Origin of the sequence: Mesorhizobium sp. B2-3-5 (genome assembly GCF_006442395.1) — a bacterium.
Lineage (GTDB): Bacteria > Pseudomonadota > Alphaproteobacteria > Rhizobiales > Rhizobiaceae > Mesorhizobium.
Genome location: NZ_VFVX01000001.1, coordinates 290,868 through 306,151 on the forward strand (window position 1 = coordinate 290,868; position 15,284 = coordinate 306,151).

Here is a 15,284-nt window from a genome sequence, read left to right on the forward strand (position 1 = left end):
CGTCTCATTCCGCTGGAAGACCCCTCAACCGTCTCGGCGCTGCGCGTCGATCCACGTTCCCCGCAAGCAAGGGGAGAAGGAAGGGCTGCCTCACTCCCCCGGCGACCTCGCCGGTTCCAGCGTTTTGGGTGCCGTCAGCCGCCCATGGCCCGACACGGCGTTGCCGGCGTCAGGCGTCAGCCGCATGAACGATAGTGATGCGGCGGCCGAAATCGCGGCGACGATGAAGAAGGCGGTATGGAAATCCGTCAGCGTCAGCGGTCCGCCATGGACGCTCGTCGACACTTCCAATATGCCGCCGGCCATCGCCACGCCAAGCGCGATCGACAGTTGCTGGAACACGGCGGTTATCGGCGTCGCCTTGCTGGTGTCCTCGGCCGAAACCTCGGCATAGGACAGCGCATTGACGCCGGTGAAGAACATCGAGCGGATGAAGCCGCCGACCAGCAGCACGGACAGCATCAGCAGGTAGGGCGTGTCGGGCGTGAACAGGCCGTTGATGGCGATCGATCCGGCGGCGACCAGCGAGCCCACGATCAAAACGCGGCGGAAGCCGGCGACGCGGAAGATCAGCGCGGTGACGAATTTCATGCCGATGGCGCCGATCGCCGAGACGAAAGTGATCATGCCGGACTGGAACGGCGTCAGCCCGAAGCCGATCTGGAACATCAGCGGCAGCAGGAATGGCACCGCCCCGATGCCGATGCGGAACAGCGAGCCGCCGAGCACGGAGGAACGGAACACCTGGTTGCGGAACAGTTCGAGCGCCAGCAACGGATTTTCGGCGCGGCGCGCATGCATCAGGTAAAGCGCGCCCGACACCAGCCCGACGGCCACGGTGATGAAGCCGGTCAACGGCGGCAGGTAGGGCAGGCTGACGACCGACAGGCCGAACACGATCCCGGAAGCCGCCAGCCCGCTCAGCACGAAGCCGATGAAGTCGAGCGGCGGCGTCTCCATGGATTCGGTCTTGGGCAGGAAGCGCGTGGCCAGCCAGATGCCGATCAGGCCGATCGGCACGTTGATCAGGAAGATCCAGTGCCACGTGAAGTAGGTGGTGATGAAGCCGCCGATCGGCGGGCCCACCAGGGGGCCGACCAGCGCGGGAACGGTCAGCCACGACATGGCGGCGACCAGTTCGCTCTTGGGCGTCGCCCGCACCAGAACCAGGCGCCCGACTGGCGTCATCATGGCGCCGCCAATGCCTTGCAGGAAGCGCGACACAACGAACGCCGGCAGCGAACCTGAGAACGCGCAGGCGACCGAACCGGCGATGAAGACCGCGATTGCGGCGCGGAAGATATTCTTGGCGCCGAAGCGGTCGGCCATCCAGCCGCTGATCGGAATGAAGATCGCCAGCGACACCAGATAGGCGGTCAGCGCCAGCTTGAGCGCGATCGGGCTGGTATGGATGTCGACGGCGATCGCCGGCAGTGACGTTGCGATCACGGTCGAATCCATGTTTTCCATGAAAAGTGCGACCGCCAGGATGAGCGGGATGGTGCGATTCACGAGCGTGCCCGTTTCAAATTCTCTTTCCGGCCGGGGGCGAGCCGATATGCCGATATAGGGGGCGGTTATCACGGCTGGACACCGATGTCGTGTTAATTTGCTGTCACTTTTGTGCGACCGAGGGGATGCGGACTTTCGCTTTGGCATGCCCCATCAGTCCTTTCGCAGCGCCGCGCCATGCATTGCTTGATGCTGTGGCGGGGAAGTCTGGCGACTAGAACGCGGAACGCCGCAACGATCGGCTTTTCATCGGCGCCGCGACGTGTTACCAGCCAGCGCCAATCCTGAAAGGGAAGATGAGAGTCGGCGCTGTCCATTCCGGTCCAGCGCTTTTTCCGCATTCAAAGGGCTGGCCATGGCAAAGATCATCGAAACGTCCACCGGCGCGCTGGCGCTGACCTTTGACGACGTGCTGTTGCAGCCCGGCCATTCCGAGGTCATGCCCGGCCAGACCGACATCCGCACCCGCATCGCCGGCGACATCGACCTCAATGTACCGATCCTGTCGGCGGCGATGGACACCGTCACCGAGGCGCGCCTGGCCATCGCCATGGCCCAGGCCGGCGGAATCGGCGTCATCCACCGCAATTTTTCGCCGGCGGAGCAGGCCGAACAGGTGCGGCAGGTCAAGAAATTCGAGTCCGGCATGGTGGTCAACCCGGTCACCATCGGCCCCGACGCCACGCTCGCCGATGCGCTGTCGCTGATGCGCACCTACTCGATCTCCGGCATTCCGGTGGTTGAGAATGGCGGCACTGGCGGCCACAAGACCGGGCGCCTGGTCGGCATCCTGACCAATCGCGACGTGCGCTTTGCCTCCGATCCGGCGCAGAAGGTCTACGAATTGATGACGCGTGAGAATCTGATCACGGTCAAGGAGAATGTCGACCAGGACGAAGCCAAGCGGCTTCTGCACCAGCACCGGATCGAGAAACTCGTCGTGGTCGACAAGTCAGGAAATTGCGTCGGCCTGATCACCGTCAAGGATATCGAGAAGTCGCAGCTCAACCCGCATGCCAGCAAGGACGCGCAGGGGCGCCTGCGCGCGGCGGCCGCCACCAGCGTCGGCGACGATGGCTTCGAGCGCGCCGAGCGCCTCATCGAGGCCGGCGTCGACCTTCTGGTGATCGATACCGCGCATGGCCACTCGCAGCGGGTGCTGGATGCGGTCACGCGCGCCAAGAAACTCTCCAACTCGGTTCGCATCCTGGCCGGCAATGTCGCCACCGCCGAAGGCACGCAGGCGCTGATCGATGCTGGCGCCGACGCCGTCAAGGTCGGCATCGGCCCGGGCTCGATCTGCACCACACGCATCGTTGCCGGTGTCGGCGTGCCGCAGCTTTCGGCCATCATGTCGGCGGTCGAGACGGCGCACAAATCGGGTGCCTCGGTTATTGCCGACGGCGGCATCAAATATTCCGGTGATCTCGCGAAGGCGCTCGCGGCCGGCGCCAGCGCCGCCATGATCGGCTCGCTGCTGGCCGGAACCGACGAAAGCCCAGGCGAGGTCTATCTGCACCAGGGCCGCTCCTTCAAGGCCTATCGCGGCATGGGTTCTGTCGGCGCAATGGCGCGCGGCTCCGCCGACCGCTACTTCCAGGCCGAGGTGCGCGATACGCTGAAACTGGTGCCGGAAGGCATTGAAGGGCAGGTTCCCTACAAAGGACCTGTGTCTGGCGTGCTGCACCAGCTTGCAGGCGGCCTGAAAGCCGCTATGGGTTATGTAGGCGGTCGCGATCTTGCCGATTTCCGCGAACGCGCCACTTTTGTGCGCATATCCAACGCCGGACTTCGTGAAAGCCACGCCCATGACGTCACGATTACCCGCGAAAGCCCGAACTATCCCGGCGGAGCCTGATTCCGACGGTTTCGGGCGAAGCCTGACGGAGGCGGTCCTGCGACTGTCACGTCACGCTGCCGCGCTTTGTTTCCTGTCGGCGGCGGTTTTCATCGTCATGACGGTGCTCGAGTTCTTCTATTTCCGCCAGTTGAGCGGCGGCCTGCCTTCGCTCGACATGCGTTATTTCGGTTTTACGCCCGACGAAGGCATGGCCTGGCTGACCACGCTCGGCCGGCGCGGTGGCGAGACCATTCTGGTCTGGCACTATCTGACCTTCGACCTCTTGTTCCCGGCATTGCTGTCGCTGACGCTGGTCAGCCTGATCCTGGCGACCGGTCGTCGCCTGAAGAATTTCCGCGTACTGTCGGGGCAGGTGCAGTCGATTTTCGCGCTGGTCCTTGTGCTGCCCTACACGATCGCCGACTATGCCCAGAACGTCGCTGTGGCGCGGCTTTTGTCTGACTTCCTGTACGCCAACCCGGATTCGCTGGCCTTCGCCTCCGCGCTGATCGTCACTAAATTCGCGCTTCTCGCCGTCCCGTTTATCGCGATTGCCGTTTTCTGGGTGGCGGGCCAGAGACGCCAGGATTGATGACGCCAGAATTGATGCCGAACAGGGCAGGGGCCATTTCATGAACCAGACGGCGATCTTCTGGCCGATGCTTGCGCACGTGCTGCTGATCTATATCGTTTACGCAGTCCTCGGCCGGCGCAGATATTTTGCCGTCAAGTCGGGCGAAGCCAAGGCCGGCCAATACAAGGCGCGCTCGACCGAACCGGTCTCCAGCGTCACCGTTGCCAGCAATCTCATCAACCAACTCGAATTGCCGGTGCTGTTCTATGTGCTGTGCCTGGCGCTGCACCTGACCAATGGCGTCAACTATCTTACGCTGGCGCTGATGTGGATTTTCGTCCTGACACGCTATGTCCACGCCTGGATCCATCTGACCAGCAACAGTCTGCGCCTGCGCAACCGGTCTTTCGTCCTCGGGGCGGTGGTTCTTTTGCTGGGGTGGATCTGGTTCGCCCTGCACTTGCTGCAAGTGGTTTGAGCCGCGCCGGCAGGCGCCTACAGATCGAACACCGCGATCTTGCGCTTGTCGAACTTGATGCCGATCTCGCCGCGCACAAGCTGCAGCGCCTGTTCCCCGAATACGGCCCGTCGCCACCCCTGCAGGGCCGGCACGTCGGCGGCGTCCCCCTCGGCCGCGATGCGGTCGATATCGTCGCTGGAGGCCAGCACTTTCGAGGCCACGCCCTGTTTTTCGGCAACGATCCTGAGCAGCACTTTCAACAGTTCCGCCGCGGCACTTGAGCCCTCCGGCGGCTGAAAATTCTTCGGCAGTTTCGGCATCTGCTCCTTGGGCAAGGCCAGCGCCGTATTGACGGCTCCAAGCAGGGCTGTCGCCGTCGACGAACGCTCCCAGCCCTTGGGCGTCGTACGCAGCTTGGCAAGGGCGACCGCATCGCGCGGCGCCTGCTGCGCCACCTCGTAGATCGCGTCGTCCTTGAGCACGCGGCCGCGCGGCACGTCGCGTTCCCTGGCCTCGCGCTCGCGCCATGCGGCCACGGCCTGCACGATCGCCAGTTCCTGCGGTTTGCGCAGCCGCATCTTCAGCCGCTTCCAGGCATCTTCGGGATGCGGATCGTAGGTCTCGCGCGAGGTCAGGACATCCATTTCCTCATTCAGCCAGTGGGCGCGATTTTCCCGCGCCAGTTCGGCGCTCAGGTGTTGATAGACCTCGATCAGATGGGTGACGTCGGCGAGCGCATAATCCAGCTGCTTGTCGGAAAGCGGCCGGTGGCGCCAGTCGGTGAAACGCGACGACTTGTCGAGTCGCGCCCCGGTAATGCGCTGCACGAGCTGGTCGTAGGAAACGCTGTCGCCGAAGCCGCAGACCATTGCCGCGACCTGCGTATCGAACACCGGATGCGGAACCAGATCGCCGAGATGGACGATGATCTCGATGTCTTGCCGGGCGGCATGGAAGACTTTGACCACCGCCTCGTTGGCCATCAGCCTGAAGAACGGGGTGAGGTCTATGTCGGGCGAAAGCGGATCGATCAGCGCCGTCACGCCGGGGGCCGCCATCTGGATCAGGCACAGGATTGGCCAGAAGGTCGTTTCGCGAATGAATTCGGTGTCGACGGTGACGAATTTCGACTTTTCGAAAGCGGCGAGAACGGTCTCGAGTTCTTTCTGGGTGGTGATGACGTGCATCAAATCGCTTTTGGCAGGAGTAGGGTCTCCTAGATTTCAGCCGGGAAGGCTTTCGTCAAGCCGTGGTGCACGCGTTACGGCCCCTCTGCGTTGTCTGGATCGCCGTTTCTTCTGGCCAGCCGGGCGAAAACGGTCGATGTGCGCAACAGCGCGGTGAAGCGGCTGCGTTTGCCCGCCGGGACGCCGGACCGGGCCTGCATGCGGTAGAGGATGACGGCGATGAAGATTGCATAGACGATGGCGCTGAACACGAAAAGCGCGCTTGGCCCGAAATACTGCATGGCCGTGGAGGCGGCGAAAGGGCCGCCGATGACGCCGAAGGAATAGAACAGCATCAGCGCCGCGTTGATCAGTACGAACTCGCCCTTGCCGGCGCGGTCATTGGAATGCGCCGCCGACAGCGAATAGAGCGGCATGGCGAAACAGCCGAAGATGAAGATGATGATGAAGTTGAGCAGCGGATTGCTGCCGGCGATGAACACCAGCGCCAGCGCTGAAAACATCGCGCAGCAGGTCGTCATCAACAGGACCCTGCGCCTGTCCCAGCGGTCGGAGAGGTAGCCGAGCGGATACTGGATGACGGCGCCGCCAAAGATACCGACACTGACGAAGGTGACGACATCGGCGACCGACATGCCGATCTGCTCGGCATAAACCGGCGACAAGGTGCGAAAGGCGCTGTTGGTGACGCCGACTGCAATGCAGCCGAAGCAACCCAATGGCGAAATGCGCCAGACGCGCGCCAGATCAAGCTTGACCTCCTCCGGCGGCGTCGGGTTGGAGCGGTCGCCGAGCGAGACCGGCACCAGCGACAGCGTAATCATGATCGACATGATGGCGAAGATGGTGAAGCCGCCGGCACCGAAGAAGGGAATCAGGAACTGGGCTGATGTCACCGATCCGGTATCGACCATCCGGTAGATCGCCAGCACACGGGCGCGGTCCCTGTTGGTGACGCCGGAATTGAGCCAGCTTTCGACGATCGTGAACAACCCGGCGAAGCAGAAGCCGCCGGCGAAGCGCACCGCGCACCACATCACCGGATCCAGCACCAGCACCATGAGCAAGGTGCCAGTCGAGGCGATCGCCGCCAGCGCCGAGAACGCCCTGATATGCCCTACCGCTTTCATGATGCGCGTGATGGCAAGGCAACCGAGCAAAAAGCCGGCGAAATAGAATGTACCCATCAGCCCGATGTCCGCGGCCGAAAACCCCTCCTGCGCACCGCGCAGCGCGATCAGCGTGCTTTGCAGGCCATTGCCGCCGAGCAGGATGCCTGCGGCGACAAGGAGTGGGATCAGCGGGCGGATGGAGGACATGAAGAAGGCGATCACGTAGCGGTGATCTCTTAATGGACCATCGCCTACGGGCGACGTTGGGCCAGCGGTATCCGCTTGCCTTGACAAATCCGGCCTCGCATGCGCTTTTCGCGCAAATTTTTGGGCCGGGCTGCGATGCCTTGGCCCACAACTCAGCACCCCGGACTTTACCAATGACCATGCACCGTTACCGCAGCCATACCTGTGCCCAATTGAGAAAGAGCGATGTGGGCAATTCCGTTCGCCTGTCGGGCTGGGTGCATCGCGTGCGCGACCATGGCGGCCTGCTGTTCATCGATTTGCGCGACCACTACGGCCTGACCCAGATCGTCGCCGATCCCGATTCGCCTGCCTTCAAGGTCGCCGAGACCTTGCGCGGCGAATGGGTCATCCGCGTCGATGGCGAGGTCAAGGCACGCTTGCCCGAGACCGTCAACGCCAACCTGCCGACCGGCGAGATCGAGATTTTCGCTCGCGAGATCGAAGTGCTATCGGCCGCCAAGGAACTGCCGCTGCCGGTGTTCGGCGAACCGGATTATCCCGAGGACATCAGGCTTAAGTACCGTTTCCTCGACCTGCGCCGCGAGACCCTGCACAGGAACATCGTGGCGAGGACCAAGATCATCGCCGAGATGCGCAAGCGCATGACCGATGTCGGCTTCACCGAATTCTCGACGCCGATTCTCACCGCCTCCTCGCCGGAAGGCGCGCGCGACTTCCTGGTGCCGTCGCGTATCCATCCCGGCACGTTCTATGCGCTGCCGCAGGCGCCGCAGCAGTACAAGCAGTTGATCATGGTGTCGGGCTTCGACCGCTATTTCCAGATCGCGCCCTGCTTCCGCGACGAGGACCCGCGCGCCGATCGCCTGCCCGGTGAATTCTACCAGCTCGATCTCGAAATGAGCTTCGTCGAGCAGGATGACGTGCTGTCGACCATGGAGCCGGTGATGCGGGGCGTCTTCGAGACCTTCGCCAACGGCAAGCCGGTGACGCAAAAATTCCAGCGCATTCCCTATGATGTCGCCATGCGCAAATACGGTTCCGACAAGCCGGACCTGCGCAACCCGATCGAGATGCAGGCCGTCTCCGAGCACTTCCGCGATTCCGGTTTCAAGGTGTTCGCCAACATTCTCGCCAACGACCCGAAGGCCGAGGTGTGGGGCATTCCGGCAAAGACCGGCGGCAGCCGCGCCTTCTGCGACCGGATGAATTCCTGGGCGCAGGGCGAGAGCCAGCCGGGGCTGGGCTACATCTTCTGGCGCAAGGAGGGCGAAAAGCTCGAAGGCGCCGGCCCGCTCGCCAAGAACATCGGCGAGGAGCGCACCGAGGCGATCCGGCAGCAACTCGGCCTTGCCGATGGCGATGCCGCCTTCTTCGTCGCCGGCGATCCGAAGAAGTTCGTTTCCTTTGCCGGAGCGGCACGCACCCGCGCCGGCGAGGAGTTGAACCTCGTCGATCGCGAGCGCTTCGAATTGTGCTGGATCGTCGATTTCCCGTTCTTCGAATGGAACGAGGACGAGAAGAAGATCGACTTCGCCCACAATCCGTTTTCGATGCCGCAGGGTGGCATCGATGCGCTGAACGGCGAGGATCTGCTCGGCATCAAGGCTTTCCAGTACGACATGGTTTGCAATGGCTTTGAGATCGCTAGCGGTGGCATCCGCAACCATCTGCCCGAAACCATGGTCAAGGCGTTCGAGACCGTCGGGCTCGACCGTGCCACGGTGGAAGAGCGCTTCGGCGGCCTTTACCGCGCCTTCCAGTACGGCGCGCCTCCGCATGGCGGCATGGCCGCCGGCGTCGACCGCGTCGTCATGCTGCTGGTTGGCGCCAAGAACCTGCGCGAGATCACCATGTTCCCGATGAACCAGCAGGCCTATGACCTGTTGATGAACGCGCCCTCGGAGGCCACGCCGCAGCAGCTTCGCGAACTGGCTCTGCGTGTCGCGGCGGTGAAGAAGGACTGACGGCAGCGTTGCAACTGCCCTTTCTCCTCGTCACTACACGGGGAGAAATGTCCGGCAGGACAATAAGGGGCAGCGCGGATGCTGGCGATTTGCGAGCGGTCGTAGCAGCTGAGGCCTTCTGACAGGCAATCGTTTCAGACTGGAATTCATATCCGCAAGCGTCGGCGCTGCCCTCATCCGCCTGCCGGCACCTTCTCCCCGTATAGTGATGAGGAGAAGGCAGCCAATTCGATCAGTCTTCGTTGGCCTTGACGGCCACGCCGAGCGTCTTCGGCAGGTCGAGAGGGTTGGACATCGCGCCCGCCATGATCAGCGCGAACGGCACCGATGCCGGCGGTTCGGCCGAGATTTCGAGGCTCTTGGGGTCGTCGAGATATTTGCTGACGGCTGCCGTAACCTGCGCCGTCAGTTCCGGATTGTTGAGCTGCGCCATGCCGAACGGCACGATCGCCTTGGCCTGGTTGGCGACGTCCTTGGCCGACATGCCTTGCTGCTTGCCGACATAGTCCAGCACCTTGCCGGTCAGCGAATCGTCGTCGAAACGGATCGAGGCGCTGTTGAACGAAAGCTGCTGCAAGAGGCCGAGCATGGCCATGCCTTGCGCGGAATTGTCGGCGCCTTGGGGCTGTGCCGCCATCTTCTTCTGCATCTCCTGCAGTGACTTGATGAAGTCCAGTGTGTAGCCGCCGAGGTTGAAGGTCATGCCGAGCGTGCCGGCATTCTCAACGGAGATGTCGTATTTCGACAGTTCCATCTTGCCGTCGGTTGGCTGCCAGGTGCCAGCCATCTCGAAATTGCCCGAGATGTTCTGGTAGCCAAGCGCGTCGATCACTTCTTTCGACTTGGGGTCATCGACCAGCGTCAGATCCGCGTGGAACTTTTCCGTGGTGCCGGTGAATTCCATCGCCTTGCCGTCGGCCGGCGGTGTGATCTGGATGGCGAGCCCGTCCATCGAGAAGGCGGTCTTGTCGGCGACCTTGACCGTCATGTTCGAAAGTTCGGCGGACTTGTACATCATCAGCGAGCCGAGCGGGCCGGTCGCGCCGTCGGCGGGAACCGCCATGTCATGGATGACGAAGGGGCTTAGATTGAGGGTGACGCCGTCCTTGCTGTGTTCGAACGCCGATGTCGAAACGGTGGCGATGTCAAAGCCACCGTTCGCCGCGGTAATGCCTTCGAGTTTGACGTCACCGATGGTGAGGGGTTCCTTTTCCGCCGCCGGCTTTACCGACACGCCCTGCAACACCATGCTGGTGTTGTCGCCGGTCACGCCGGTCCAGGAGATGTCGACGCCCTGGGCCGAAAGCGCCGCCTTCAGCCGATCGGCGACCGCCGTGTCCTGGGCAAGGGCCGCATTCAACGGCAGTGTGAGCAAGAAGGTCGAAAGAGCGAATTTCCGGAGAGTTGAGCGTTTGATTGTCATCGCAAAGTTCCCTGAGAGTGTCCTGAAATTGTTTTTCACTTCTTCGCCATCACCATTCCGTGACGAACTGGACGGGAAAAAGGCGTGTCCCGGCACAATGGTCAAAAATCGCAGCGAAAGGCAAACCGATCCGAACGCTATCGGATAATGCAGTGAATTTGGCATGAAGGTGTTATCGTGCTTCGCAATAGCGGCGGCATGTAACAGATTGATGTTGGTCGGCAAGTTCGACCTTGCGGTTTCCGGTTGCCGAAGGCGCGCAAATCGGTCGGCGCGGTTCGCGCCTCTTGCCGCGAATCACCCGCTCGGCTAGTTCCAGCCCATGGGAAAAAGGCTTTTGCCACCTGAAGATGGTGGCGGCGACAACATTGAACCGGTCGATCTGAAGAAGGCGCTGGAAGAGCGCTATCTCGCCTATGCGCTGTCGACCATCATGCATCGGGCGCTGCCTGACGTGCGCGACGGACTGAAGCCGGTCCATCGTCGAATCATGCACGCCATGCGCCTGCTGCGCCTCAACCCCGATCAGGGCTTCGCCAAATGCGCCCGTATCGTCGGCGAGGTGATGGGCAAGTTCCATCCCCATGGCGACCAGTCGATTTATGACGCGCTGGTGCGGCTGGCGCAGGATTTTTCCATGCGCTATCCCCTGGTCGACGGCCAGGGCAATTTTGGCAACATCGACGGCGATAATGCCGCGGCGATGCGCTACACCGAAGCGCGCATGACCGATGTGGCGACCGAGCTGCTCGCGGGTATCACCGAGGATGCGGTCGACTTCCGGCCGACCTACAACGAAGAAGACGAAGAGCCGGCGGTGCTGCCAGGTGCCTTTCCCAACCTCTTGGCCAACGGCTCGTCCGGCATCGCGGTTGGCATGGCGACATCGATCCCGCCGCACAATGCGGCCGAGCTTTGCGATGCGGCATTGCACCTGATCGAGCACCGGGACGCGCCGGTGGCAAAGCTGATGGATTTCGTCCAGGGGCCGGATTTCCCGACCGGCGGCATCATCGTCGACAGCCGCGCCTCTATCCTCGAAGCGTACCAGACCGGCCGCGGCGGCTTTCGTGTCCGGTCGAAATGGAACCAGGAGGACCAGGGCAGGGGCACCTGGAGCATCGTCGTCACCGAAATCCCATACGGCGTGCAGAAAGCGCGGCTGATCGAGAAGATCGCCGAGCTGTTGATGGCCCGCAAACTGCCGCTGCTTGAGGATATCAGGGACGAAAGTGCTGAGGACATCCGCGTCGTGCTGGTGCCGAAGAGCCGTTCCGTCGATCCGGGCATCCTGATGGAATCGCTGTTCAAGCTCACCGAGCTCGAAAGCCGGTTCCCCCTCAACATGAACGTGCTGTCGCGCGGCAAGGTGCCCAATGTGCTGTCGCTGAAGGGCGTGCTGCAGGAATGGCTCGACCACCGTCGCGACGTGCTCGTTCGACGCTCGAGGCATCGCCTGGGCGAGATCGAAAGACGGCTGGAGATCCTTGCCGGTTACCTGATCGCCTATCTCAACATCGACGAGGTGATCAAGATCATCCGCGAGGAGGATGAGCCCAAGCAGGTGATGATGGCCCGCTGGTCGCTCACCGACACGCAGGCAGAAGCCATCCTCAACATGCGCCTGCGCGCTTTGCGCAAGCTGGAAGAATTCGAAATCCGAAAGGAATTCGACGGCTTGAGCGCCGAGAAGAAGCAGATCGAGGCGCTGCTGGCGTCCGATGCGAAGCAGTGGTCGACGATCAAGTGGGAAGTCACCAATCTGCGTGAAAAATTCGGCCCGGAGACCGAGCTCGGCAAGCGGCGCACCCAGTTCGCCGATGCGCCCGAGCACGACCTGACCGACATCGCGCACGCCATGATCGAGCGCGAACCGGTCACCGTGGTGGTTTCGGAGAAGGGCTGGCTGCGGGCGATGAAGGGCCATCTGGCCGACCTCTCGACGCTGACCTTCAAGGAAGGCGACAGCCTCAAGCTCGCCTTCCATGCCCAGACCACCGACAAGGTGCTGGTCTTCACAACGGGCGGCAAGTTCTACACGATCGGTGCCGACCGGCTGCCGGGCGGGCGCGGTCACGGCGAGCCGATCCGCATCATCGTCGATATGGACAACGACCAGGACATCGTCACCGCCTTCGTCCACGATCCGAAGCGCAAGCTGCTGCTGGCCTCGTTCGAGGCCAACGGCTTCATCGTGCCGGAGGAGGAAGTCGTCGCCAACACCCGCAAGGGCAAGCAGGTGATGAACGTCAAGGCGCCGGACGAGGCCAAGCGCTGCGTGCCGGTCACCGGCGATCACCTGGCTATCGTCGGTGAGAACCGCAAGATGCTGGTCTTTCCGCTTTCAGAAATTCCGGAGATGGGCCGCGGCAAGGGCGTGCGGCTGCAGAAATACAAGGATGGCGGCCTTCTCGACCTGAAGCCGTTCACGCTGGAGACCGGCCTGTCCTGGCAGGATTCTGCCGACCGCACCTTCACCCGCTCGCGTGAGGAACTGGCTGAATGGATCGGCGCCCGTGCGTCGGCCGGCCGCATGGTGCCGAAGGGTTTCCCGAGGACGGGCAAGTTCGGGTGACGTGCTGATCTCCCCCCTCGAGGGGGGAGATGTCGCCGAAGGCGACAGAGGGGGGTCGATACGACCTGCCGTGACTCCCTCTTTGTGGTAACGAAGGCCAGCACTTCCGCGGCCTCTGGCCTGCTGGCCATCTCCGCCCCGACAGGGGCGATTCCCAATCATTTGGACTATCGTCACGATTGCTGCACTATATCAGTGCATAACTGACCGGATGGGCCGGAGAGAGCAGGGCATTTGAAGGAAGCGAGAATCCAGAAACCGGAACGGCAGCAGCGCCTGTTTGGCCTGTCGACGCCGCTGCGGTCGGCTGTCATTCCGCCGCTGTCGGCGGCACGCTGGCTGCTGGTGCTGATCGTCGCCGCCGGCGTCTATTTCTTCCACGGCTTCCTGTTTCCCGTTCTGGCGGCGCTGGTCATCGCTTTCGCCAGCTGGCCGCTCTACCGACGCCTGCTGGCCGGCGTTGGCGGCAACCGCACCATCGCCGCGACGTTTGCAATCCTCTTCATCCTCGCCTTCCTGGTCATACCGATCGCCCTTGCCGGCACCTATGCCATCAACGAGGTGCGCGAATGGGTCGGCTGGGCGATCGAGACCAACCGGCACGGTGCGGTGACGCCGCATTGGATCGCAACCATGCCTGCCGTCGGCGACTGGCTGAACGAGCAATGGACCACCAATCTTGGCCATCCCGGCGGCATCGGCGAACTCATCCAACTGGTCAGCGGCGCCAATATCGGCAGCATCTATCGCGGCGCGCTCGCGGCGGGCGGCAGCGCCTTCGGCCTGCTTTTGACGCTGCTCTTCATGATGATCGCTCTGTTCTTCGCTTATCGCGACGGCGAGCATTTTGCAGGCCAGATCGACCGCTTGGGCGAACGTATCCTGCCGACAAGGTGGGAGCGGATTTCGCGCGTCGTCCCCGCGACCATCTCGTCGACCGTGACCGGCATGACCGTCATCGCCATCGGTGAGGGGCTGGTGCTGGGCATCGCCTACTGGCTGGCTGGCGTGCCGTCGCCGGTCACGCTCGGCGCCTTGACCGGCGTCATGGCGCTGATCCCTGGCGGGGCGCCGCTGTCCTTCACCCTGGTGTCGATCTACCTCGCCGCCAGCGGCTCGCCGATGGCCGGCCTGGCGCTGTTCATATGGGGCACGGTCGAGCTGTTCATCGTCGACAAGACGTTGCGCCCGAAGCTCGTCGGCGGACCGATAAAACTGCCCTTCCTGCCAACCTTTTTCGGCCTGATCGGCGGCGTCAAGACCATGGGCTTCCTGGGTCTCTTCATCGGCCCGGTGCTGATGGCGCTGCTGGTCGCGATCTGGCGCGAGTGGCTGCGCGAGGTGGAACTTTCCGACGAGATGGCCGCCGACTCGGCGGCCGAGATCGAGGCCGGTCCACAGATCGAGATCTTGCCGGAACCTGGCGCGGCCAAGAAGGCCAGCGCCTGACCCAAAGCCAGATACCCTTATACTGGCCCGGTTCTCCTACACCGGATGGTGCACAGCGAAGTCTACGCGGCGCTTGCGGCCGTCATGCAGTTGCCAGAGAGAATGCGCGACCAGCGTGATGATCAGGATCCCGCCGCCGATCAGGCTGTTGCGGGTCGGCGTCTCGGCAAAGACCATCCACACCCAGACGGGCGCCAGCACGGTTTCGAGCAGGTAGAACATCGCCACTTCCGGTCCTGAAATGTATTTTGGGCCGGCGGCGAGGCAGAAGAACGAGATCGGCATGATGACGGCGCCGTTGAAGATGATCCACCCTGGCGCATTCACATGAAAGCCTTCGCCGGTGACCATGAAGGCTGCCAGCCCAAGCGGCAGAAGGACGCCGACGAGTGAGGTGAAACCCATGTCCTTGCCGCTGGCGCGCGAGATGGTGATGGCCACCGCGACGAAGAAAGCCGAGCAAAGCGCCATGAAATCGCCGAAGAGGTGACCGGTGCCGATCGAGTCGCCGACGATGACCAGCACGCCGAGGATCATGACAGCCATGGCAATGATCGTAGCCAGCCGCGGTCTTTCCCCGAGGAATATCCACGACAGCAGCGCCGCGAAGACCGTGTTGAAGGCCAGGATGAACACTAGGTCGGCGGTTGATGTGTGGTACACGGCAGTGATGAAGGTAACGCTGGTCAGCCCATAGCATATGGCGACGGCAAGTCCGGACCAGCCGGGGATGAGCTGCGGGGCGTTCCGGCTCAGGGAGCGCCAGACCGACCAGATGATCATGGCCGCGACGAATGTGGCGCCGGTGCGCAGCAGCATGATCGTCCATGCGCCACCGTCGGCGAGGCGGATCAATGGTATGTCGACAGTCAGTGTCAGCCCGCCGATGGCGGTTATCAAAAGACCTTTCTGGTGATCGTAGGGAGAGGACATGCAGGAACTTTCGCAATGAAATGCAGGCTGGCGGCTGGCCGGTGC

At 62.7% G+C, this 15,284-nt stretch carries 11 protein-coding genes; 6 read left to right on the forward strand and 5 right to left on the reverse strand.

Features of this window, described 5'->3' with window-relative positions; genetic code table 11:
• Positions 1-90: 90 nt before the first annotated feature.
• The gene (locus FJ958_RS01475) at positions 91-1,512 is read right to left on the reverse strand and encodes an MFS transporter (RefSeq protein ID WP_140738464.1); all 1,422 of its coding nucleotides are present in this window, start codon (positions 1,510-1,512) and stop codon (positions 91-93) included.
• Between the two features lie 355 nt (positions 1,513-1,867).
• Between FJ958_RS01475 and guaB the strand changes: the two genes are divergently transcribed.
• From guaB to FJ958_RS01490, 3 genes are read left to right on the forward strand one after another with little or no spacing between them, the layout of a single operon-like run.
• Positions 1,868-3,370, forward strand: a complete 1,503-nt coding sequence (guaB, locus tag FJ958_RS01480; protein ID WP_140738467.1) for an IMP dehydrogenase — start codon at positions 1,868-1,870, stop codon at positions 3,368-3,370.
• The gene (locus FJ958_RS01485) at positions 3,321-3,944 is read left to right on the forward strand and encodes a hypothetical protein (protein ID WP_140738470.1); all 624 of its coding nucleotides are present in this window, start codon (positions 3,321-3,323) and stop codon (positions 3,942-3,944) included. The genes guaB and FJ958_RS01485 overlap by 50 nt, the downstream gene beginning before the upstream one ends.
• Positions 3,945-3,984: 40 nt before the next feature.
• A complete protein-coding gene (locus tag FJ958_RS01490) occupies positions 3,985-4,404 on the forward strand; it encodes an MAPEG family protein (protein ID WP_140738473.1) in 420 nt (139 codons plus the stop codon).
• Positions 4,405-4,421: 17 nt separating this feature from the next.
• On the opposite strand, the gene rnd is transcribed toward FJ958_RS01490, so the two are convergent.
• Entirely contained in the window at positions 4,422-5,573 is a 1,152-nt protein-coding gene (gene rnd, locus FJ958_RS01495) for a ribonuclease D (protein WP_140738476.1), read from the reverse strand.
• Between the two features lie 74 nt (positions 5,574-5,647).
• Positions 5,648-6,892 carry an MFS transporter gene (locus FJ958_RS01500; RefSeq protein ID WP_140739147.1) on the reverse strand — a complete coding sequence of 415 codons (1,245 nt, stop codon included), beginning with the start codon at positions 6,890-6,892 and terminating at the stop codon, positions 5,648-5,650.
• 179 nt (positions 6,893-7,071) lie between these two features.
• Here FJ958_RS01500 and aspS point away from each other — a divergent pair, with 179 nt between their 5' ends.
• Entirely contained in the window at positions 7,072-8,859 is a 1,788-nt protein-coding gene (aspS, locus tag FJ958_RS01505; protein ID WP_181176261.1) for an aspartate--tRNA ligase, read from the forward strand.
• Positions 8,860-9,091: 232 nt separating this feature from the next.
• Here aspS and FJ958_RS01510 read toward each other — a convergent pair whose 3' ends face one another.
• A complete protein-coding gene (locus FJ958_RS01510; RefSeq protein ID WP_140738482.1) occupies positions 9,092-10,282 on the reverse strand; it encodes a hypothetical protein in 1,191 nt (396 codons plus the stop codon).
• 322 nt (positions 10,283-10,604) lie between these two features.
• On the opposite strand from FJ958_RS01510, the gene parC reads away from it, so the two are divergent.
• Together parC and FJ958_RS01520 are read left to right on the forward strand one after the other, a co-directional pair.
• Positions 10,605-12,857 (forward strand): DNA topoisomerase IV subunit A, encoded by a 2,253-nt coding sequence (gene parC / locus FJ958_RS01515; protein WP_140738485.1) that lies wholly within the window; start codon positions 10,605-10,607, stop codon positions 12,855-12,857.
• 234 nt (positions 12,858-13,091) lie between these two features.
• Positions 13,092-14,306 carry an AI-2E family transporter gene (locus FJ958_RS01520; protein WP_140738488.1) on the forward strand — a complete coding sequence of 405 codons (1,215 nt, stop codon included), beginning with the start codon at positions 13,092-13,094 and terminating at the stop codon, positions 14,304-14,306.
• Positions 14,307-14,342: 36 nt separating this feature from the next.
• On the opposite strand, the gene FJ958_RS01525 is transcribed toward FJ958_RS01520, so the two are convergent.
• The gene (locus tag FJ958_RS01525) at positions 14,343-15,239 is read right to left on the reverse strand and encodes a DMT family transporter (RefSeq protein ID WP_140738491.1); all 897 of its coding nucleotides are present in this window, start codon (positions 15,237-15,239) and stop codon (positions 14,343-14,345) included.
• Positions 15,240-15,284: the final 45 nt, after the last annotated feature.